Source organism: Verrucosispora sp. WMMA2044 (assembly GCF_027497155.1).
Lineage (GTDB): Bacteria > Actinomycetota > Actinomycetes > Mycobacteriales > Micromonosporaceae > Micromonospora > Micromonospora palythoicola.
In genome coordinates this window covers 3712130-3733734 of record NZ_CP114913.1, presented here as the reverse complement: position 1 = coordinate 3733734, position 21605 = coordinate 3712130, and the positions used below count along the sequence as shown (strand labels likewise).

Genomic DNA, 21605 nt, shown 5'->3' with positions numbered 1-21605 from the left:
GCTAGGCGAGGGACACCGGCAGGTCCAGCACCTCGTCCACCGAGCGGCGGGGGGTGGGCCAACCCGGCTGGCCGTACCCGATCCGCATCACCATCTGCGGCGTACCGAACCGTCCCAGCGACAGCCGGAGCTGCTCCCGGGCCGACGGCACCTCGATCGGTTGGGACAGCATCGACACCGACAGCCCGGCGTCGGTGGCGGTCAGCAGCACCCGCTGCAACGCCTGGCCCGCGACCACCTGGTCGACGGCGGTGTTGCCGGCGGAGCCGAGCACCGCCACGAGCGGCTCCGGCTCGAAGTCTCGCCCGGGTGCCCGCTGGGTGCCACCGAAGCCACGCGACGGAAGCAGGTCCTGCGGCTCGGCCCGGGGGCCGCTGGCGGTCACCGGGACGCCGTCCGGCTCGGTGCCGGCGCGTACCCACGCCTCGCGCTCCGCCCGGTAGGCGGGGTCGCGTTCGAGGACCCGGTGTGCGCTGCGGGCGATCTCGGCGAAGGCGTTGACCGCGCTCACCCCGATCAGCAGTTCCAGCCAGCAGTGCTCGGCCCGGGCCGCCTCACCCAGTCGCCAGCGGGAGTCGGCCGGGACCGGGTCGGGCCAGAACGGGGCACGGTTGCTAAACCGGCGCGGGATGGCCGCGTAGAGGCCCTGCTCGGCGGGGCTGGGTCGGCGCGGCAGGTCCGGCACCAGCCGGGCCAGCACGTCCGGCTCCGACGGGTACGGGCGCAGTCGTACCGTCGCCGGTGCGCCGGCCACCGCCAGGGCCAGGCGCAGGTTGAACAACGCCGCTCCACCGGCGACGCGGGCACCCCAGCCGCTCGGGTCGGTGGCGGGCAGCCGTCGGGTCGGGTCGAGGAGCACCTCGATCCCGCCGTCACGCAACCGGAACCGCCACGGCTGGACGTTGTGCAGGGACGGTGCACGGACCGCGTCGGTCGCGGCGGCCCGCAGTTGTTCGACGGTGTAGCCGGTCTCCATGGTCGTGCCCCCTCGCATCCGCCTGGTACCTCCCCACGGTGCGCCCCGCCCACCCCCACCCAGCAGGGCCACACGTCCCGAACCCCCAGGACCCCCCGCCTCCCCTGAGCCTGTTGACCAAGAGGTTGTGGTCGGGATCCGGCCCGCCGGAGACGCAAACTTCTTGATGAACCGGGTGGAGGTGGTGGGGGAGGTTGGGACTTTTGGCCCGGGTGGGGGTGGGCGGGAGGGGGTAGAAAGGGGGGATGATCCGGGTGTTTCTGCTTGACGACCACGAGGTCGTCCGTCGTGGTCTGGCCGACCTGCTGCATGCCAGTGGGGACATCGAGGTGGTCGGTGAGTCCGGTTCCGCACCGGAGGCGGCCCGCCGGATTCCGGCGCTGCGGCCCGACGTGGCGATCCTCGACGCCCGGCTGCCCGACGGCAACGGCATCGACGTGTGCCGGGACGTACGGGCCGTGGACTCCTCGATCAAGGGGCTGATCCTGACGTCGTACGAGGACGACGAGGCGCTGTTCGCGGCGATCATGGCTGGTGCCTCCGGGTACGTGCTCAAGCAGATCCGGGGCACCGACCTCGTCGACGCGGTACGCCGGGTGGCGGCCGGTCAGTCGCTGCTCGACCCGGCGATCACCACCCGGGTGCTGGATCGCATCCGCAGCGGCGTGGAGCAGCCCCGCGAGTTGCAGTCCCTCACCGAGCAGGAGCGGCGCATCCTGGAGTACGTCGCCGAGGGGCTGACCAACCGGGAGATCGCCAGCAAGATGTTCCTGGCCGAGAAGACGGTGAAGAACTACGTCTCCAGCGTGCTGGCCAAGCTCGGTCTGGAGCGACGCACCCAGGCCGCGGTGCTGGCCACCCGCCTGCTGGGCAAGACGCACTGACCAGTGCGGCTCACCCCCCCAACGGCACCGACCAGTGCAGCTCGGTGCCGTGCGGCTCGGCACCGCGTACCTCGAAGGTGCCGCCGTGCCGTTCGGCGCGTTCGCGCAGGTTCACCAGTCCGCCCCGGGCGGCGGCCGGGTCGCAACCCACGCCGTTGTCGGTGACGGTGACGGCGACCCGGGCGGCGTCGACGCGTACCACCACCGACACCGCCGTGGCCTCGGCGTGGCGTACGGCGTTGGACAGCGCCTCGCGGAGCACGGCGGCGAGTTCGGGGCGGACCTCGTCCGGCACGGCGCTGTCGATCGGCCCGGTCAGCTCCAGCCTCGGTCGGAAACCAAGTGACTCGGCGGCGGCCTCCACCGCCTCGCGGATCTCGGTGCGCAGCGCCGCGCTCATCGGGGTACGCAGCTCGAAGATGGTGCGGCGGATGTCCTTGATGGTGGTGTCCAGGTCGTCGACGGCGGCGTTGATCCGCTTGGCGACCTCCGGCCGCGCGGTCAACGGCACCGCGCTCTGCAGTTGCAGGCCGGTGGCGAACAGCCGTTGGATCACCACGTCGTGCAGGTCCCGGGCGATCCGCTCGCGGTCCTCCAGCACCACCAGTTGCTCGCGTTCCTCCTGGCCACGGGCGCGTTCCATGGCCAGCGCCGCCTGACCGGCGAAGCTGCCCAGCAGGGCCACGTCGTCGTCGGTGGCGCCGCCGTGGTCGACGCGGTGCGCGATCACCAGCACCCCGTGCAGGGTGTCGGCGGTGGCCAGCGGAGAGATCACCGCCGGTCCGGTGTGCAGCACCGCCGGCCACGGCGCGGCGTGGGCCAGATCCTCCACCGAATCATGCCGACCCGCGACGACCGGACCGGCGAAGCTGGTGTCGGCGGCCGGCAGCACCGTGCCGACCAGCGCGCCGGCCTGGGCACCGACGCCGTCGACGACCTCGACGGTGAAGTGCTCCGCATCCTCGTCGTAGAGCAGCACCAGGGCCAGTTCGGCCTCGGCGACCTCGCGGGCGCGCCGTGCCACCAGGGTCAGTGCGTCGGTACGGCGTACCTCGCCGAGCAGCAGTGAGGTGATCTCGGCGGTGGCGGCGAGCCAGCGTTCCCGCCGGTGGGCCAGCGCGTACAGCCGGGCGTTCTCGATCGCCACGCCGGCGGCACCGGCGAGCGCGACGACGATCTCCTCGTCGTCGTCGGTGAACTCGACGCCGCCCTGCTTCTCGGCCAGGTAGAGGTTGCCGAAGACCTGGTCGCGGATGCGTACCGGCACGCCGAGGAAGGTGTGCATCGGCGGATGGTGCGCCGGAAAGCCGTACGAGTTCGGATGCTGGGTGATGTCCGGCATCCGCACCGGTTTCGGCTCGTCGATGAGCAGGCCGAGCACCCCTCGGCCGTGCGGCAGGTCACCGATCTTCGCGTGCAGCTCCGGGGAGATGCCGTGGGTGATGAAGTCGTGCAGCATCCGGTCGGGACCGATCACCCCGAGCGCGCCGTAGCGGGCCCCGGCCAGGTCGCAGGCCGCCTGCACGATGCGCCGCAGGGTGCTGCGCAGATCCAGGTCGGTGCCGATGCCGACGACCGCGTCGAGCAGCGCCCGTAGGCGTTCCCGGCTGGTCATGACCTCGCCGACGCGATCCAGCATCTCCTGGAGCAGCTCGTCCAGGCGTACTCGGGACAGTGGGCTCAGGCCGAGCGATGGTGGCTCGTTGCGGGGGTTGGGTGCGCCGACGGTCACCCGGCGATGCTAACCGGCGACCGACCGCGCGGAAACGCCCGATGCGGCCGGCGCGGTGTCCGGGACCGCGCGGTCAGGCGGCGTCGCCGGACACCGCCGAGGTGTCCACCACCTGCTCGCGCGGCAGTCGCGGGGTGTGCGGTGGGCCGGCGTGCGCCGGGTCGGCCACCCCCAGGCGCAGGCCGAGGTACGGGTGGCCGAGCCCGGCGAGCAACTGGCGCAGGGTCTGCCGGGTGGCCGGCACCTCGACCACCCCGCTGAGCGGGACCATCGAAACACCCAGTCGGGTGGCGGCCAGCCAGGCGGCCGACAGCGCCTCGCCGGCCCGCAGCCAGTCGACCGGCTCGTCCTGGTCGCCGTAGAGCACCGCGTAGGACGCCGCCCGGTCGTGTCCCGGCCCGACCGGCAGCGTGCCGGCGCGACCGAAGTCCCGCCCCGGCACGGTGGTCTGCGCGGGCTGCTCCGGCAACACCTCGGGAGTGAGCCCGGTGCCGCCGGCACGGCTGGTCCAGTACTCCAGTTCCTCCCGGAGTCGGGAGTCCTCCGCCTCGACCGTGGCGGCCTGCGAGGCGGACGCGGCCAGTTGCAGCACCTGGTCGCGGTCGAGGACCTCCAACCGGGCACCTTCCTGCACGGCGGCCGCCGCGATGGCGCTCAAGGAGTCGTCGGGGACCGGCTCGTCGCTGACCGGACGCCGGTCGGTGTGCCGCACCTGCATGCACTGCACCGCCCGCATCGCGTCCGGGTCGGCGCCGGTGGCCCGCGGCTCGGTGAGCCGGGCGAGCAGGTCGGGGTCGCTCGGGTCGGGCATCCGCCGCACGTCGGTAGCCCACCCCTCGGCGGCCAACGCCAGCCGGGCGTGGTGCAGCGCCGCACCGCAGCTGAGGGTGACCAACTCGCCCTCCGGGTCGGTGGCGGCCAACCTGCTGTCGCGTACCATCCGCAGCTCCAGCGCGTCGGGCAGCACCCGCCAGCGCCACGGCTGGCTGTTGTGCACCGACGGCGCGTGACCGGCCATCGCGGCGGCCTCCGCGAGCGCTGTGGTCAGCGGGCGGTGGGTAGCCGGCGTCTGGTGGCTCATCCTCACGACCTTTCCGTCTCTGCCCATCGTGCCGCACCTCGGTACGGCTGTGGGCGCGGTCCGGTTCATCGTGCGTCATCGGCCGCCGCGTCGCACGATCCGCACGTCCCTACCCGGCGGGACGTGTGGCCCGCGTTCCGCCGCGACCGCCCGGTCCGGCTGAGACGATCCGCAGGTGGGTGAGCAGCGGTCGGCAGGTGACCGGGGCGGGGACGAGTGCCTGCCGGACCAGCCGGTGCGTCCGCAACCCGAGGCATCCCGTCGGCGGCGTGGCAGCTGGTGGTCGTGGATCCCGCTGGCCGGTCTCACGCTGCTGGTGCTGGCCGGTGCGGCGGTACGACCGGCCGGGCGTCCCGGCGTCGCCGACGCGCTGTGGGCGGCAGCGACCCTGGCGGCGCTGCTGCCGGCGGCCGTGTCGGTGCTGCGGGACCTGCTGCGGCGGCAGTTCGGCGTGGATGTGATCGCCGTGCTGGCGTTGGGCGGCGCACTTGTCGTCGGCGAGTACCTGGCCGGCGCGGTGGTCGCGGTGATGCTGGCCACCGGGCGGACGCTGGAGGCGTACGCGCAGCGTCGGGCGACCCGTGATCTGCGGGCGCTGCTGGAGCGGGCACCCCGTACGGCACGGCGGCGAACCGCCGAGGGTGCGGTCGAGGAGGTACCGGTGGACCGGGTGGCGGCCGGTGACCGGTTGCTGGTCGGTCCGGGTGACGTGGTCGCCGTCGACGGTGTCACCGAGAGCGCCTCGACGCTCGACGAGTCGGTGGTCACCGGGGAGTCCCGGCTCGTCGAGCGGGCGGCCGGGGCCCGGGTGGCCAGCGGTGTGGTAAACGCCGGACCCGCGTTCGGGTTGCGGGCCGCGGAAAGCGCCGAACGCAGCACGTACGCCGGCATCGTCCGGCTGGCCGAGGAGGCGACCGCCCGCAGGGCACCGACGGTGCGGCTGGCCGACCGGTACGCCGCCGCCTTCGTGCCGTTCACGCTGGCGCTGGCCGGGCTGGGCTGGGTGCTCTCCGGCGACTTCCTCCGGGCGGTGGCGGTGCTGGTGGTGGCGACACCGTGTCCGTTGCTGCTGGCCACCCCGATCGCCATCGTCTCCGGGTTGTCCCGGGTGGCCCGACGCGGGGTGCTGGTCCGCGACGGCGGTTCGCTGGAGGTCCTGGGCCGGGCGCGCACCCTGCTCGTCGACAAGACTGGGACGCTGACCGCCGGCCGTCCCCGGGTCGCCGACATCGTCGTGGCCCCCGGCGGCGACCCCGACGAGGTGTTGCGGTTGGCCGCCTCGGTGGAGCAGTTGTCCTCGCACGTGTTGGCGGCGGCGCTGGTGCGCGCCGCCGGCGAGCGCGGTCTTCGACTGGCCACCCCGGCCGAGGTGACCGAGGAGCCGGGCCGGGGGGTGAGCGGGCGGGTGGACGGCCGGCGCGTCCGGGTCGGCCAGTTCGCCGGTGAGTTGCCGCAGTGGGCCGAGCGGGCCAGCCGTCGGGCCGGCGCGGCGGGACACTCGCTGGTCTGGGTGGCCGAGGTGACCGGGCCGTTGGGCGCCGTCCTGCTGGAGGATCCGGTACGGCCCGACGCCCGCCGGACCGTGGCTCGGCTGCGTGCCGCCGGTCTCACCCGGATCGTGATGGTCACCGGCGACCGGCCGGAGGACGCCCGCCGGGTCGCCGACGCGGTGGGCGTCGACGACGTGCTGGCCCGGTGCACGCCGCAGGAGAAGGCGACCCGGGTCCGAGCCGAGGCGGGCCGGGCGGTGACCGTGATGGTGGGCGACGGGGTGAACGACGCTCCGGCGCTGGCGGAGGCGCACGTCGGAGTGGCGATGGGAGCCACCGGGGCGACCGCCTCGGCCGACGTCGCCGACGCCGTGCTCAGCGTCGACCGCCTCGATCCGCTGGCCGACGCGGTCGAGGTGGCCCGGTACGCCCGTCGGATCGCGGTGCAGAGTGCCACGGTCGGCATGGGGTTGGCGCTGCTCGCGATGGGCTTCGCGGCGACCGGTCGGCTGCCGCCCGTGGCGGGCGCGTTCCTGCAGGAGGGCATTGACGTGCTGGTGATCCTCAACGCGCTGCGCGCGCTCCGGGGCGGTTCCCGTGGGCCGGCCTGACAGCGGCCGGCCCACGGTGCACCTCAGCGCTCCCTGACCACCGCGACCGGGCAGTGGGCGTGCTGGAGAAGTTGCTGGCTGACCGAGCCGAGCAGCATGCCCCGCAGCCCGCCGCGTCCCCGGGTGCCGACGACGATCAGCTGCGCGTTGCGGCTGGCGTCGACGAGCAGACCGGCCGGCGCGGCGGCGGCCGTCTCGACGGTCACCTCCACCTCGGGGAAGGTGTCCTGCCAGCGGTGCAGTGCCTCGTCCAGCTCGGCACGCTGGTCGGCGAGCGCCGCGTCGCGGGCCTGCTCGCCGGGTAGGCTCCACTGGTCGCGTCGCGGCTGCCAGGCGCGCACCACGTGCAGCGGTACCCGACGCAGTGCGGCCTGCTCGAAGGCGTAGCCGAGGGCCAGCAGCGAATGCTCCGAGCCGTCCACGCCGACGGCGACGTGCCCGGCCCGGTCGCTCTCGGTAGGCCGGCGACGGACCACCACCACCGGGCAGTGTGCGTGCGCGGTGACGGCGACGGCGGTCGAGCCGGCGAGCAGGCCGGCGAAGCCGCCGTGCCCCCGGTTGCCCAGCACCAGCAGGCCGGCCTGCGTCGAAGCCTCCTCCAGGATCAGGGCGGGCGGACCGTCCAGCACCTCGCCGCGTACGTCCAGTCCCGGGTGGGTGGCGGCGGCGTCCGCCGCGGCCTTGCCGACCAGTTCCTCGACCTGCCGGCGGGCCTGCTCGTCGGGCCACATCCCCGGCGTGACGCCCGGACCGACCCAGCCGGCCACGGTCAACCACTCGAAGACGTACGCCAACCGGACCGGCCGGCCGTCGCGGCGGGCCTGATCGAGCGCCCACTCCAGGGCCGCCGCGGCGTCCGGGGAGCCGTCGTAGCCCACCAGGATCTCCGCGCCCGCGCCGTGCTCGCTCATGACGGCCATCTCCTCACCGGTTGGTCGGGTCGGTCTCGCGGACCCAGCGCCACTCCGCGACCCGAGGGTCGTCCTCGCCGAACCGACGGGTGTAGTCGCGGGCGGACTGGCGCGCGTCGGTCATCTCCTGGCGCAGGTGCGCGGCGCGGGCGGCCAGGCCGGGAACCCGGTCGATCACGTCGATCACGAGGTGGAAGCGGTCGAGGTTGTTGAGCATCACCATGTCGAACGGTGTGGTGGTGGTGCCCTCCTCCTTGTACCCGCGGACGTGCAGGTTGTGGTGGTTGGTGCGGCGGTAGGTGAGCCGGTGGATCAGCCACGGGTAGCCGTGGTACGCGAAGATGATCGGCTTGTCGCGGGTGAACAGCGTGTCGAACTCGGAGTCCGGCAGGCCGTGCGGGTGCTCGGAGTCCGGCTGGAGCCGCATCAGGTCGACGACGTTGATCACTCGTACCTTCAGCTCGGGCAGGTGCTGGTGCAGCAGGTCCGCCGCGGCGAGCGTCTCCAGTGTCGGCACGTCGCCGGCGCAGGCGAGGACGACGTCCGGTTCGCTGCCGTCGTCGGTGCTGGCCCAGTCCCAGATGCCCAGGCCACGCCGGCAGTGCGCGACGGCCTCGTCCATGGTGAGCCAGTTGGGCGCGATCTGCTTGCCGGCCACCACCACGTTGATGTAGTGGCGAGACCGCAGGCAGTGGTCCATGGTGGAGAGCAGGGTGTTCGCGTCCGGCGGCAGGTAGACCCGTACGACCTCGGCCTTCTTGTTCATCACGTGGTCGATGAAGCCCGGATCCTGGTGGGAGAAGCCGTTGTGGTCCTGCCGCCAGACATGGCTGGACAGCAGGTAGTTCAGCGAGGCGACCGGCTGCCGCCAGGGGATGCCACGGGTGACCTTCAGCCACTTGGCGTGCTGGTTGACCATCGAGTCGACGATGTGGATGAACGCCTCGTAGCTGGTGAAGATGCCGTGCCGGCCGGTGAGCAGGTAGCCCTCCAACCAGCCCTGGCACAGGTGCTCGGAGAGGACCTCCATCACCCGTCCGTCGGGGGAGAGGTGGTCGTCCCCGTCGACGGTGCCGGCCACCCACGCCCGATCGGTGACCTCGAAGGCGGCCTGGAGCCGGTTGGAGGCGACCTCGTCCGGTCCGAACAGCCGGAACGTCTGCGGATTGGCGCTGATCACGTCCCGGACCCACTTGCCGAGTTCGCCGGTGGCGCTGGTGACCGTCCCACCGGGCCGGGGCACCTCGACGGCGTAGTCGCGGAAGTCGGGCAGGGTCAGGTCGCGCAGCAGCGTGCCGCCGTTGGCGACCGGGTTGGCGCTCATCCGTCGTGGTCCCTTGGGCGGCAGCTCGGCCAGCTCGGCGACGGGCGCGCCGGTGGCGTCGAACAGCTCCTGCGGACGGTAGCTGCGCAGCCACCTCTCCAGCTCGGCGAGGTGATCCGGGTTGCTGCGGACCTCGGAGATCGGCACCTGGTGCGCGCGGTAGGTGCCCTCGACCCGCTTGCCGTCGACATCGTGCGGCCCGGTCCAGCCCTTCGGGGTACGCAGGACGATCATCGGCCAGCGCGGGCGTTCGACGGTCGCGCCGGAACGGGCGTGGCGCTGGATCTCGGCGATCTCGTCGAGCGCGCGGTCCAGGGTGGCCGCCAGGGTCTGGTGCACCACGGCGGGATCGTCGCCGGCCACCACGTACGGCTGGTAGCCCTGCCCGCGCATCAGGTCGAGCAGGTCGGACTCGGGGATGCGGTCCAGCACCGTCGGGTTGGCGATCTTGTATCCGTTGAGGTGCAGGATGGGCAGCACCGCGCCGTCGCGGGCGGGGTTGAGGAACACGTTGGACAGCCAGCTGCCGGCCAGCGGGCCGGTCTCCGCCTCGCCGTCCCCGATCACGCAGGCGACCAGCAGGTCGGGGTTGTCGAAGGCGGCGCCGTAGGCGTGACTGAGCGCGTACCCCAGCTCGCCGCCCTCGTGGATCGAACCCGGCACCTCCGCGGCGACGTGGCTCGGGATGCCGCCGGGGAAGGAGAACTGGCGGAACAGCCGGGCCATGCCGGCCTCGTCGCGACCGATGTCGTGGTAGAGCTCGCTGTAGGTGCCTTCGAGCCAGGTGTTCGCCACCAGCGCCGGTCCGCCGTGCCCGGGTCCGGTGATGTAGATGGCGCTGAGATCGCGCGCCACGATGGCACGGTTCAGGTGGGCGTAGATCAGGTTCAGTCCGGGAGAGGTGCCCCAGTGCCCGAGCAGCCGGGGCTTGACGTGCTCGGGGGCCAGCGGTTCGCGCAACAGGGGGTTGTCCAGCAGGTAGATCTGCCCGACGGTGAGGTAGTTCGCCGCCCGCCAGTAGGCGTCCAGCCGGCGCAGTTCGTCATCGGTCAGGGGGCTTCGCAGGTCTACAGCGGTGTCCATACTGCTTGAGCCTCTCGCGGGTCGGTGAATCTCGCATCCGCAACGCGGTTTCCTCTGTCAGCTTCGCCGAATCGGCGATCCTGGATCAGGGCCGTTGGTCCCGCCGGCCCGGGTGTCACGACCCGTCCGGGTCCGGTGTGTCGGTCACGCCACGGATCACCAGGACGGGGGACGGCGCGTGGTAGAGCAGTGACTGGCTGACCGCGCCGAGCATCCCGCGCAGCGGCTCCTCGCCCCGGGCGGCGACCACCACCAACTGTGCCGAGCGGGACTGGTCGACCAGCACGTCACCGGGCTCGCCCCGGATGACGTGGCACTCGACGGCGGCGTCGGGATGGTCGGCCCGATGGCGCGCCACCGTCTCGCTGAGCCGTGCGGTGGCATCCTCGACGATGCCGTCGGAGTCGACCACCCAGACCGCCAGCAGCCGAGCCCCATGCCGGATGGCGCAGGTGAGCGCCCAGTCCAGTGCCATCTCGCCGGAGGCCGAGCCGTCGATGCCGACCAGGACCGGGCCGGCGGGTGGTGGTTCCCGCCGGGCGACCAGCACCGGGCACTCGGCGCGGGCGGCCACCTGCACGGCGGGACTGTCCGCCGGTATGCAGCGGTCGCAGTGGGCCATACCGCCGTCGCCGACCACCACCAGAAAGGCGGCCTCCGACCGGCGGACCAGGTTCGCCACCGCCGAGCCCTCGGCGATCTCGGCGGTGACCGGCACGCCCGGCTCGTTCGCGTTGGCCGCCGCGGTCGCCTCGGCGATCAACTGTTCGGCGGCGGCCCGGGAGCTGGAGACCGCCGGTGCGTCGAAGGCCGCCCAGTTGAAGGCGTGCAGCAGGTGCAGTCCGCGTCCGTGGGCGGCGGCGACCCGGGCGGCGAGTCGGGCCACCGGCAGGGCGTCCTCCGGACCGACGCCGACGAGCACCGGCGCGTCGCTGGCTGCGGCCATCCGCCATCACCCCCGCAGCTGTCGCGCTCGGCCTGCTGTTGAGGCTAGTCGCGCCGGTGCTGCTCCGGGGCGTGATCGCCGCACCGCCGGTGGGTGGTCAGGACGCCGGCCAGGCCCGGACGACGACCGCGCTGGCGTTGTCGGCCCCACCAGCGTCCAGTGCGGCGCGCAGCAGAGTCCGGACCGCGTCCGCCGGCTCGGGCCGGATGAGTGCCTCCTGCATCACGTGGTAGCTGACCTGGTCGCTCACCCCGTCGGTGCAGAGCAGCCAGGTGTCGCCGGGACGCACGGTCACGGCCAGCAGGTCGGCTTCCGGTGCGGCCGGGTGGCCGGCGTAGCGGGTGAGCTGGTACCGGGCCCGGGCGGCGGCCGGAGAGTCGGCCGGGTACCAGCCGTGCAGCACCCCCAGCCAGGCGATGGTGTGGTCGGTGGTGATCAGTTCCAGCAGGTCGTTTCGGAGCCGGTAGGCCCGCGAGTCACCCAACTGGACCACCCAGCCCCGGCTGCCCTCCGGCTCGACGACCAGACCGGTGAGCGTGCAGCCGGTCAGCTGGGGGCTACCCCGGCCGGCCTCGAGTACGGCGGACTGGACCGCGTCGGCAGCGGTGCGCAGCTGATCGGCCCCGACCTCAAGCCACGCCTCGCGGACGAGCGCGGCGAACGTCGGTACCGCGGCGGCACCGGCGCGACGGCTGCCCGCACCGTCGCCCATACCGTCGGCCACCACGGCGAAGGGAAGCGTGGGATCGACGTGGAGCACGTCGTAGTTGTCGCGGTACCGGCTGCCGATCACGCTGCCGCCGGCCATTTCGAGAGTCAGGTCGGTGAGCGTGAAACGGCTTGCCTGGTAGTCCGCGTCCTGGCTCACCGGGCCTCCAACCTACGGCTGGCGCGGAACGCCCGCGCGGCCACGACCCTAGCGAAGGGGACCACACCTCGGGTGTCAACTAGGGTTGACGCTGCTGTGGTGTCAATGTAAGTTGACGCCATGAGTCAGGCGACGGAACTCGCGGCCGCGGCCGGCAGCACCGACCCCCGGGTCGGCCTGCGTGCCGTCCGCGCCCTGCGCCGGCTGCTCGAACGGCTTGAGGTGGTCCAGGTCGACAACGCCCGACGGCAGGGCTGGTCGTGGCAGGAGATCGCCGACGCGCTCGAGGTCAGCCGGCAGGCGGTGCACAAGAAGCACGCCGGGCGACCGGCGGTCGATTCCTCCTGGGAGGCGTGATGTTCGAACGATTCACCGACCGTGCCCGCGAGGTGGTGCGACGGGCCCGCGAGGAGGCCCGCGCCGAGGGCCAACGGCCGGTCGGCACCGAGCACCTTCTGCTGGCCGTCCTCGCCGACGGGGACGGCCTGGCCGCGCGGGTGCTCCGCGACGCGGGTGTCACCGCGGACGACCTGCGCGAGCGGGTCCGCCGCCACACCGCGACCGGGGGCAGTGGCCTGGGTGAAGCCGATGCGGCGGCGCTGCGTGAGATCGGCATCGACCTGGCCGCCATCGTCACCCGAATCGAGGAGTCGTTCGGCAAGGACGCCCTGCGCGAGGCGGTGCCGGCACCGCGCCGCCGATGGGGCCGGCGACGGCCGACCGGTGGTCCCTTCTCCGCCCGTTCGAAGAAGGTGCTGGAGCTGTCGCTGCGCGAGGCGATCCGGCTGCGGCACCGCCACATCGGCACCGAGCACATCCTGCTCGGCCTGCTGCGGGAGGGCAACGGCCTCGCCGCGCTGGCGCTCACCGAGGCCGGGGTCGACCTGGCCGACGTACGCCAGCGGGTCGAGGTCGCGCTGCGTGCCAGCGCCTGACGACCGACTGCTCCGCGTCCCCCGACGAACGTCGGTCGAAACGTCGGCACGGGGCGTCGGCGGGGTGAATCGAGGCACATCGGCGTCGGGTCGCCCAACCCGGCACCGTGCTGCACACTGACGCCGTGGAAGCTGGACGGGACGAAGGGCCGCTGCGTAGCGCGGTGGTGGTCAATCCGGTCAAGGTGACCGATCTCGACGCGTTGCGCCGGACCGTCGGCGACACGCTCGACGCGGCCGGCTGGCCGGAACCGCTGTGGTTCGAGACCACCCCCGACGATCCCGGTCGCGGTCAGACCGAGAAGGCGCTCGCCGCCGGGGTCGACGTGGTCTTCGCCTGCGGCGGCGACGGTACGGTGATGGCCTGCGTCGACGCTCTGGTCGGCACCGAGGCGGCGCTCGCCGTGCTGCCCCAGGGCACCGGCAACCTGCTCGCCGCCAACCTGGGACTCTCCGACGAACTGCCCGCCGGGCTGGCGGTGGCCATCGAGCGTGGCCGCCGCCTGCTCGACGTCGGTGCGGTGGACGGGCACCACTTCGCGGTGATGGCCGGCATGGGTTTCGACGCCCAGATGCTCGATGCCACGAGCGAGACCACCAAGCGCCGGATCGGCTGGCCCGCGTACGTGGTCGGGGCGGCACGACACCTGCGGGACCGGCCGATGCGGGTGTCGATCCGCCTGGACGATCAGCCGCCGTTGCGCCGCCGCGCCCGTTCGGTGCTGGTCGCCAACGTCGGCCGGCTCCAGGGCGGGGTCACCCTGCTCACCGAGGCGGAGCCCGACGACGGTTACCTCGACGTCGCCGTGCTCACCCCGCGCACGCTGCGGCACTGGCTCACCCTCGGCTGGGCGGTGCTGCGCCGTCGCGACCGGGTGCCGCGGATGGAGGTGTACCGCGCCCGTCGAGTGGAGATAACCAGCAACCGGAGCCAGCCTCGGGAACTGGACGGCGACCTGATCGAACCGGGTCGCCAGCTGCGGGTGCAGATCCGGCGGCGAGCGTTGTGGCTGTGCGTACCGCGGCCGGAGCAGGCGCCCGACCTGGCCGAGGACGCGTCGGCCGCCGCCGAGCGCGGCGAACACCTCGTCGAGGAGGGCAGGGGTGAGCGCGAGGAGTGAGCTTGCGAGCCCCGCAGTCGCGAACGGAGGGCTGGTCGGGTGAGCGCGAGGAGTGAGCTTGCGAGCCCCGCAGTCGCGAACGGAGGGCTGGTCGGGTGAGCGCGAGGAGTGAGCTTGCGAGCCCCGCAGTCGCGAACGGAGGGCTGGTCGGGTGAGCAGCACCAGGATCGTGCCGGAGACCCGGCTGATGTCCGACGAACAGCTCTGCGCCGACCATGCCTGGCAGACGTTGCGCCGGGAGGGCGGCTGGCACCTGTTGCGGGACGCGTTCACCCGGTTTCGCTACGGCGACGGGTTCAGCCACTCCCGCGCCTTCGCGTTTCAGCTCTGCCTGGCCGTGGTGCCGTTCCTGATCGCCCTCACCGGGCTGATCTCCGAGCTGGGCGTGGCCGAGGGCGGGGAGGTGGTCGCCGACACGGTGCTGGCGTTGACCCCCGGCACCAGTGACCAGATGGTCGCCGAGCTGCTCGGCGGGGGCGACGACGCGGGCGCCGAGCGGGTCGAGGAGGCCGGCGAGGTGGCGCTGACCCTCGGTATGATCACCGGCCTGGTGGCGCTGACCAGCACCATGGCCCAGATCGAGCGGGGGGCCAACCGGATCTACGGCGTCGAACGGGACCGCCCGGCGTTGTGGAAGTACCTGCGGGCCGCCGTGCTCGCCGTCACCGCCGGCCTCCCGGCGCTGGCCGGGTTCCTCATCCTGGTCGGCGGTGGGCCGATGGGCGACTCGGTGGAACGCCACTACGCCTGGGGTGATGTCGCCGGAACGGTGTGGGACGTGGTGCGTTGGCCACTCAGCCTGGGCCTGACGGTGCTCGCCGTCGCGGTGCTGTTCCGCCACGCGCCCCGCCGTCACCAGCCCGGCCTGTCCTGGCTGTTGTTCGGTGCCGGCATCGCGACCACCATGTGGTGGCTGGCCAGTCTGCTGCTCGCCGGGTACGTGCGGTTCAGCGAGGACTTCGGGCAGACCTACGGCGCGCTGGCCGGGATCATGGCGCTGCTGCTCTGGGCGAACCTCACCGGCATGGCGCTGTTCGGCGGGCTCTCGTTCGCGGCGCAACTGGAGGCGGTACGGATCGGCGTGCAGGAGCCGGCGAAGCCGGACCTGTGGGAGCCGAACGTACAGCGGGTACCGGTGCACGACACCGGCGAGATGACCGCGCTCTGACCCAGCCGGGCGCCGGGTGTACCGCGGCGGCGGATCGGGTACTGCGCCACGCCAGAAGCGAAGGAGGCTGCCGTGGGCGCGGTCAGGGACGTACTGCGACGACCCCTCGGACATTTCACCGAACGTACGCTCGCCGGTCTGGCGCTCGTGCTCGGTGCCGGGGTGGGCTTCGGGTTGCTGCTGGTGCTGGTCCGGGTGCGGTGGTCGCCGCTGTACGACGTGGACCACGGCGTGGCGCAGTGGCTCAACGACCAGGTGTCACCGATCGGGCCGCTGGTGACGGTGCTCACCGCCATCACCGACCTCGGTGGGCGGGCGGTCATCATCTGGTTGGTGACCGTCGCCGTGGTCGGGTTGCTGATCCGCCGGCAGGGCCGCCTCGCGGTGTTCCTGATCGTCACCGGCGCGGGCGCGCTGATCCTCGACCCGTCGCTCAAGACGCTCGTCGACCGGCTGCGTCCCGAGGTGGAGGTGCCGATCGGCGCGTACGCGGGACAGAGCTTCCCCAGCGGTCACGCCCTCGGGTCGATGGTGGCCTACGGCGCGTTGCTGCTGGTGTTCCTGCCGGCGATGGCACCCCGCTGGCGCCGGCCGGCGATGGCCCTGGTCGCCACCGTCGTCTTCCTGATCGGGTTCACCCGGGTGGCGCTCGGCGTGCACTTCCTCTCCGACGTGATCGGCGCCTGGCTGCTCGGCGCGGCCTGGCTGGGCGTCACCGCGTACGCGTTCCGGTTGTGGCGGTTGGAGCGGGGGCGGCCCGCGGCGCCGTTGACCGAGGGGTTGGAGCCGGAGGCCGGGCAGGAGGTGGCGCCCGCGCCGGACGAGGAGAAGCTGCTGCCGCACGCCCGGGCCGGCGTCGCCGAGATCATCGTCGGCTGGGTGCTGGTGTTCGGTGCCCTCTACGGCTTCGGCATGTTCGTCAGCTACTACGCCGACAACACCTTCCTGGCCAGCCTCGACGAGACGGTGCCCACCTGGTTCGCCGATCGGCGTACCGCCGCGCTCGACGATGTCAGCTGGTGGTGGAGCAAGGTCGGCGACACCCACGCCATCCTGGCGATCTCGCTGGTCTTCTGCCCGCTGGTGCTGGCCATCTGGCGGCGGTGGCGACCGGTGCTGTTCGTGGCGTTGACCATGTTCGGCGAGTTGACTCTCTTCCTGGCCAGCGCGGCGGCGGTGGACCGGCCGCGCCCGCCGGTGGAGAACCTGGACGGGCCGATGCCGACCTCGTCGTTCCCGTCCGGGCACATCGCCGCCACGCTCTGCATCTGGGTGGCGATCGCCGTCATCGTCTTCCCGCGTACCGACCGGTGGTGGCGGTGGGTTTTCGTGGCGCTCGCCGTGGTGATGCCGGTGGGAGTGGCGATCTCCCGGATGTACCGGGGGATGCACCACCCGACGGACTTCATGGGCGCGATCCTGCTCACCACGCTCTGGATCGGGCTGTTGTACTGGGTGGTTCGCCCCAACGAGGACGTCCGGCAGGGCAACCAGCCGGCCATCGAGTCGGAGGACGTGGACACCCTCGACGACGAGCTGGCCCGGGCCGGCCGGCCCGGCTGAGCCGCCCGTGTTGCGGGTGATGACCTGGAACATCCGCACCGGCGGCCGGGACCGTGGCGGTCCGGACCGGCGCGAGCTGGTGGCCCGGGTCGTCGCCGGGCAGCGGCCGGACGTGCTCGCCCTGCAGGAACTGGGTGGTCTCGACGTCGCGGGCTTCGCCGGCGACGTCGAGCTCCGGCCGTACCTGGCCCGCTCCTGGTTCGGGCAGCCGGTCGCGGTGCTGGTGCGGGCGCCGTGGCCGGTGCTGGCCGCCGCACCGGTACGTCGGCCGTTCCACCACGCGGCCCAACGTGTGGTGGTGGGCACCGCCGCCGGTCCGCTGACGGTGCTCGGCACCCACCTCGACCCGTACTCGGGCACCCGACGGCTGGTCGAGGCGGGTTGGGCGGCCGGCGCCGTGCGTACCGACCGGGACGGCCTGGCGCTGCTCGCCGGTGATCTGAACACCCTCGACCCGTACGCCGAGCACGCTGACCGGGTGGGTCGGCTACCGCCCGGGTACCGGCGACGGCATCTGCGTCGGGACGGGCGGACGGTGGAGACCCGCGCGGTGGCCCGGCTGCTCGCCGCCGGCCTGGTGGATCTCGGCGCGGACGCCGGCCCGACCGTGCCCACCGCCCACGGTGGCGCCGAGTTCCCCGACGTGCGCCTGGACTACCTGCTCGCCACCCCCACCCTGGCCACCCACCTCACCCACGTGGAGGTGGTCCGCACCCCCCACACCGACCACGCCTCCGACCACTACCCCCTGGTCGCCGAGTTCGTCCTCACCCCGCCGGCGGCGGTCACAGGAGCAGGTTGAGCAGGACGGTCAGGACGACCGAGGCGACGAGGGAGAAGAGGATCATCAGGAGGCAGCCGACGCCGCCGCCGGCCGGTCGGATCTCCGTGTTACCGAATCGCATCGACGATCACACCTTCCTGTTCACAGGTCACGCAGTCGGGGCAGCAGTTCGTCCTGCGCCCAGTCCAGGAACATCGGTTGGGTGTCGCCGCCGACCTGGACCAGGGCCACGTGGGTGAAGCCGGCGTCGACGAACTTCTTGAACGCCGCCACGTGCTTGTCGACGTCCGGGCCGCAGGAGAGCCCTGCGGCCACGTCCTCCTCGCGGACGCTGCGGGTGGCCGCCGCGAAGGAGTCGGTGTCGGGCAGGTCGGTGTTGACCTTCCAGCCCAGTCCGAACCAGCGGAACTGGTCGTGGGCGATCTTGCGGCACTCGGCCTCGTCCGGTCCGTAGCAGATGGCCACCTGCCCGTACCGGGGACGCCCGGCCCCGCCGGCCTGCTCGTACATCTCGACCAGGTGCGGCTCCGGATCGGTGGCGATCATGCCGTCGGCGTACTCGGCGGCCAGGGTCGCCGACTGGCGGCCGGAGGCGGCCACCGCCATCGGCACCGGCGTGTCCGGTCGGTCCCAGAGGTAGGCGTCCGGCACGTCGAAGTGGTTGCCGGAGAAGGTCAGCGTCTCGCCGTTCAGCAGCGGACGGATGATCTGCAACGCCTCCTCGAACATCTCGTGCCGCTGCTGCACGTGCGGCCAGCCGCCCACCACGTGCTCGTTGAGGTTCTCCCCGGCACCGAGTCCGAGGGTGAACCGACCGTCGGAGAGCACCCCCAGCGTGGACGCCTTCTGCGCCACCACCGCCGGGTGGTAACGGCGGATCGGGCAGGTCACGAAGGACATCAGCGCCGCGCGGGAGGTGGCGTGCGCGACCGCGCCCAGCACCGACCAGGCGTACGGGGAGTGCCCCTGCGACTCCAGCCAAGGGTAGTAGTGGTCGGACATGACGAGGTGGTCGAAGCCCGCCGCCTCGGCCCGTACGGCGTGGTCGACGAGTTCCTTCGGACCTGCCTGCTCGCACATCAGGGTGTAGCCGACGCTGACCATTGACGTCTCCTTCGGGCCGGGGGCAGGTCATTCCGGATACCCCGGCCCGGATCGGTCAACCCCTGTTCGACGCTTGACGGTGCGCCCGGCCCGTGCCTACCGTTGTCTGAACCGGTTCAGATGCCGGCGTGGTGTACGTCCTGTGGTGGGGATGTCCGCCCCCGTGACGACTCGGTGTCTCCTGGGTCGTCACGGGTAGCCGGCGTACTGAACCGGTTGCTTTCGCCATCCCATCGGCATACGCTGATGCCTCGCCGGGTCTGAACGCGGCTGTCGGGCTGCAGCCGCTCACCTGCCACTCACCGCACCCCCTGGGCACGGGGGAGACATCTCCTGCGAGGAATGCATGAGAAAACTGTTCGCGGCCGTCGGCGCCGTCCTGCTGGCGACCGTCGCCGCAGTGTTCGCCTTCGGACCTTCGGCCCACGCCGCCGCCGGCTTCACGGTCAGCAACGGACGGCTCTACGACGCCAACGGCAACGAGTTCATCATGCGTGGGGTCAACCACGCGCACACCTGGTACCCGAACCAGACCAGTTCCTTCGCCGACGTCAAGGCACTCGGCGCCAACTCGGTGCGGGTCGTGCTCTCCAGCGGCGACCGGTGGACCCGCAACAGCGCCAGTGACGTGTCGAACGTGATCCAGCTCTGCAAGGCCAACCGGCTGATCTGCGTGCTGGAGGTGCACGACACCACCGGGTACGGCGAGCAGAGCGGGGCGGTCAGCCTGGACCGCGCGGTCGACTACTGGCTCAGCATCGCCAGTGCGCTCAACGGCCAGGAAGCGTACGTCATCGTCAACATCGGCAACGAGCCGTACGGGAACCAGAACTACTCGTCGTACGCCACCGACACCGCCAACGCGATCCGTCGGCTGCGCACCGGCGGCCTCACCCACACCATCATGGTGGACGCCCCGAACTGGGGGCAGGACTGGTCGTTCACCATGCGCGACAGCGCGCCCACCGTGTTCAGCGCCGACCCGGCCGGCAACACGGTCTTCTCGGTCCACATGTACGGCGTCTTCGACACCGCCGCCGAGATCAGCGACTACCTGGGCCGGTTCCGCAGCCGTGGCCTGCCCATCGTGGTCGGCGAGTTCGGGCACAACCACTCCGACGGCAACCCCGACGAGGACGCGATCCTCGCCTACACCCAGGCCAACGGCATCGGCTGGCTCGGCTGGTCGTGGAGCGGCAACAGCGGTGGCGTGGAGTACCTCGACATGGCCACCAACTTCAACCCCAACCAGCTGACCAGTTGGGGTGAGCGGTTGTTCAACGGCACCAACGGCATCCGGCAGACCGCGCGGCAGGCAAGCGTCTACGACTCGATCCCGCCGACCACGCCGCCGCCGTCGACCCCGCCACCGTCCACGCCGCCCCCCTCGACCCCGCCGCCCTCGACGCCGCCCCCGTCGACCCCGCCGCCGAGCGCCGGTTGCACGGCGACCTACTCGATCACCGGGCAGTGGCAGGGTGGTTTCCAGGGCGACGTGCGGGTGACCGCCGGCTCCACCGCCATCAACGGCTGGACGGTGCGCTGGACGTACGCCAACGGGCAGACGGTGACCCAGTCCTGGAACACGACGATCTCCAGCAGCGGGTCCACCGTGACCGCCCGCAACGTCTCCTACAACGGCCGCCTCGGCGCCGGGGCAAGCACCAACTTCGGCTTCCTCGGCAGTTGGAACGGGACCAACTCGGCTCCCGCGGTGAGCTGCACCGCGAGCTGATCTCGCACCGTCGGTGGCCGGGCCTGCACGGGCCCGGCCACCGCTGCGTCGGGGTCGAGGTGGAAAGGGCTCAGTCGGGTTCGCCGGAAATGGGGGAGGACTCCGACCGGGCATCGGTCGTGTTCATCGAATTCACCAGTTCGGTGCATTCGGTGAGGTCCCGGTGATCGCTGTCCAGAGCGTGGGAAATAATTGCCAACGAGGTGCGTGAGTCACTTATTCGCCGGCGGAGTACGTTTCGCTGTTCGGTCAGCAGCTGCCGCCATACCGTCGGGTCGTCCCGGTTGGCCAGTAGTGCCCGCAGTTGGCCGAGGCTGAACCCGGCCTCCTTGCCGAGCAGGATCAGACCGACCTGACCGGCGTGTTTTTGCTGGTAACGACGCCGTCCGTTGGGTTGCCGGTCGGGGGCGAGCAGACCCATCGCCTCCCAGTGCCGCAGTACGTGTGGAGCCAGGCCGAACCGGCCGGCCAGCTCGCCGATAGTCATTGATCGCCCACCAGATCTTGACTTCATGTCAGCATTAACTTGCATCATTGCGATTGGCGTCAAGCCGCGGCGGCCGACTCCCAGAAAAGCGATTGAAGTCTTGACAAGTGGAGGCGTCAGTGCAGTTGTTGCGTCAAGCGGGTCATGCGAGGTTGCGGGCCGTACTGACCATGCTGGTCGTACTCGCCGCGGCAATCGGCGTCAACCTGGCGGCGTCGTCGCCGGCCAGCGCGGCGACCACGACCATCTGCAAGAGTTCCCCGGTACCGGCCGGCTACGTGATCATCGCCGAGGGCTCGTCGAGCTCCTGCCCGTACGCATACCCGAACACCTGGACCATCACCACCCCGTCCACCACCGGCACCACCACGGTCTGCAAGGTGTCGACCATCCCGGCCGGCTACGTCATGCTCAGCGAGGGTAATTCCACGCAGTGCCCGTACGCGTGGCCGAACACGATGACGATCCGGATTCCGTCCACGAGCACCACCACCGTGGTCTGCAAGGCCGGGCCGCTGCCGGACGGCTACGTGATCCTGGCCCAGGGCAACTCCACCCAGTGTCCGTACGCCTGGCCGAACACCTGGACCATCCGCATCCCGTCCGCCAGCGGCACCACCGTCGTCTGCGGGGTCTCGCCCGTTCCGTCGGGCTACGTCGTGGTCGGTACCGGATACTCCAGCCAGTGTCCGTACTCCTCGCCGAACACCAAGAGCATTCGGCGTCCCTGACCGGTAGCGCGTGCAGCCGGGCGGCCCGGGTTCGGGCCGCCCGGCCAGTCGGTGTCCCGGGAACGCACCCG

At 72.0% G+C, this 21605-nt stretch carries 19 protein-coding genes; 10 read left to right on the top strand and 9 right to left on the bottom strand.

The genetic code is table 11. The annotated features are described in order from the left end of the window. Position 1: 1 nt before the first annotated feature. Positions 2-976, bottom strand: coding sequence for a nitroreductase (locus O3597_RS16915; RefSeq protein WP_164445966.1), 975 nt, complete (start codon positions 974-976; stop codon positions 2-4). Positions 977-1221: 245 nt separating this feature from the next. Between O3597_RS16915 and O3597_RS16910 the strand changes: the two genes are divergently transcribed. Then, complete coding sequence (locus O3597_RS16910; protein WP_099846899.1) at positions 1222-1860, top strand: response regulator transcription factor; 639 nt, start codon at positions 1222-1224, stop codon at positions 1858-1860. Positions 1861-1870: 10 nt separating this feature from the next. On the opposite strand, the gene O3597_RS16905 is transcribed toward O3597_RS16910, so the two are convergent. After that, positions 1871-3544 (bottom strand): GAF domain-containing sensor histidine kinase, encoded by a 1674-nt coding sequence (locus tag O3597_RS16905; RefSeq protein WP_164445965.1) that lies wholly within the window; start codon positions 3542-3544, stop codon positions 1871-1873. A 121-nt stretch (positions 3545-3665) separates the two neighbouring features. Beyond that, positions 3666-4673, bottom strand: a complete 1008-nt coding sequence (locus tag O3597_RS16900) for a nitroreductase family protein (protein WP_281601726.1) — start codon at positions 4671-4673, stop codon at positions 3666-3668. Between the two features lie 235 nt (positions 4674-4908). Between O3597_RS16900 and O3597_RS16895 the strand changes: the two genes are divergently transcribed. Beyond that, the gene (locus tag O3597_RS16895) at positions 4909-6774 is read left to right on the top strand and encodes a heavy metal translocating P-type ATPase (protein WP_281604565.1); all 1866 of its coding nucleotides are present in this window, start codon (positions 4909-4911) and stop codon (positions 6772-6774) included. A gap of 23 nt (positions 6775-6797) precedes the next feature. Here O3597_RS16895 and O3597_RS16890 read toward each other — a convergent pair whose 3' ends face one another. The 4 genes from O3597_RS16890 to O3597_RS16875 form a co-directional block, all read right to left on the bottom strand. Beyond that, positions 6798-7685 carry a universal stress protein gene (locus O3597_RS16890; RefSeq protein WP_281601725.1) on the bottom strand — a complete coding sequence of 296 codons (888 nt, stop codon included), beginning with the start codon at positions 7683-7685 and terminating at the stop codon, positions 6798-6800. 13 nt (positions 7686-7698) lie between these two features. Further along, a complete protein-coding gene (locus tag O3597_RS16885) occupies positions 7699-10092 on the bottom strand; it encodes a phosphoketolase family protein (protein ID WP_164445480.1) in 2394 nt (797 codons plus the stop codon). Between the two features lie 115 nt (positions 10093-10207). Then, on the bottom strand, positions 10208-11038 hold the full coding sequence (locus O3597_RS16880) for a universal stress protein (RefSeq protein WP_164445479.1): 831 nt from the start codon (positions 11036-11038) through the stop codon (positions 10208-10210). Positions 11039-11135: 97 nt separating this feature from the next. Continuing rightward, positions 11136-11906 (bottom strand): protein phosphatase 2C domain-containing protein, encoded by a 771-nt coding sequence (locus O3597_RS16875; protein WP_281601724.1) that lies wholly within the window; start codon positions 11904-11906, stop codon positions 11136-11138. Between the two features lie 120 nt (positions 11907-12026). Between O3597_RS16875 and O3597_RS16870 the strand changes: the two genes are divergently transcribed. The 6 genes from O3597_RS16870 (at position 12027) to O3597_RS16845 (ending at position 17495) form a co-directional block, all read left to right on the top strand. Further along, on the top strand, positions 12027-12263 hold the full coding sequence (locus tag O3597_RS16870; RefSeq protein WP_093402906.1) for an HTH domain-containing protein: 237 nt from the start codon (positions 12027-12029) through the stop codon (positions 12261-12263). Then, positions 12263-12841 carry a Clp protease N-terminal domain-containing protein gene (locus tag O3597_RS16865; RefSeq protein ID WP_164445478.1) on the top strand — a complete coding sequence of 193 codons (579 nt, stop codon included), beginning with the start codon at positions 12263-12265 and terminating at the stop codon, positions 12839-12841. Before O3597_RS16870 ends, O3597_RS16865 begins: the two co-directional genes overlap by 1 nt. 125 nt (positions 12842-12966) lie before the next feature. Beyond that, positions 12967-13962, top strand: coding sequence for a diacylglycerol kinase family protein (locus tag O3597_RS16860; RefSeq protein WP_281601723.1), 996 nt, complete (start codon positions 12967-12969; stop codon positions 13960-13962). A 151-nt stretch (positions 13963-14113) separates the two neighbouring features. Further along, positions 14114-15130 (top strand): YihY/virulence factor BrkB family protein, encoded by a 1017-nt coding sequence (locus O3597_RS16855; RefSeq protein ID WP_164445476.1) that lies wholly within the window; start codon positions 14114-14116, stop codon positions 15128-15130. Positions 15131-15202: 72 nt separating this feature from the next. Then, complete coding sequence (locus O3597_RS16850; protein WP_281601722.1) at positions 15203-16693, top strand: phosphatase PAP2 family protein; 1491 nt, start codon at positions 15203-15205, stop codon at positions 16691-16693. Positions 16694-16700: 7 nt separating this feature from the next. Beyond that, the gene (locus O3597_RS16845; protein WP_281601721.1) at positions 16701-17495 is read left to right on the top strand and encodes an endonuclease/exonuclease/phosphatase family protein; all 795 of its coding nucleotides are present in this window, start codon (positions 16701-16703) and stop codon (positions 17493-17495) included. A gap of 123 nt (positions 17496-17618) precedes the next feature. Here the strand turns inward: O3597_RS16845 and O3597_RS16840 are convergent, their stop codons facing one another. After that, positions 17619-18581: a TIGR03557 family F420-dependent LLM class oxidoreductase gene (locus O3597_RS16840; RefSeq protein ID WP_164445473.1), complete on the bottom strand. Its 963-nt coding sequence runs from the start codon at positions 18579-18581 to the stop codon at positions 17619-17621. Between the two features lie 346 nt (positions 18582-18927). Here O3597_RS16840 and O3597_RS16835 point away from each other — a divergent pair, with 346 nt between their 5' ends. Beyond that, positions 18928-20316, top strand: a complete 1389-nt coding sequence (locus tag O3597_RS16835; RefSeq protein ID WP_164445472.1) for a cellulase family glycosylhydrolase — start codon at positions 18928-18930, stop codon at positions 20314-20316. Between the two features lie 70 nt (positions 20317-20386). Here O3597_RS16835 and O3597_RS16830 read toward each other — a convergent pair whose 3' ends face one another. Continuing rightward, on the bottom strand, positions 20387-20803 hold the full coding sequence (locus O3597_RS16830; RefSeq protein WP_164445471.1) for a MerR family transcriptional regulator: 417 nt from the start codon (positions 20801-20803) through the stop codon (positions 20387-20389). 119 nt (positions 20804-20922) lie between these two features. On the opposite strand from O3597_RS16830, the gene O3597_RS16825 reads away from it, so the two are divergent. Continuing rightward, positions 20923-21534, top strand: a complete 612-nt coding sequence (locus O3597_RS16825; protein ID WP_164445470.1) for a hypothetical protein — start codon at positions 20923-20925, stop codon at positions 21532-21534. Positions 21535-21605 lie beyond the last annotated feature (71 nt).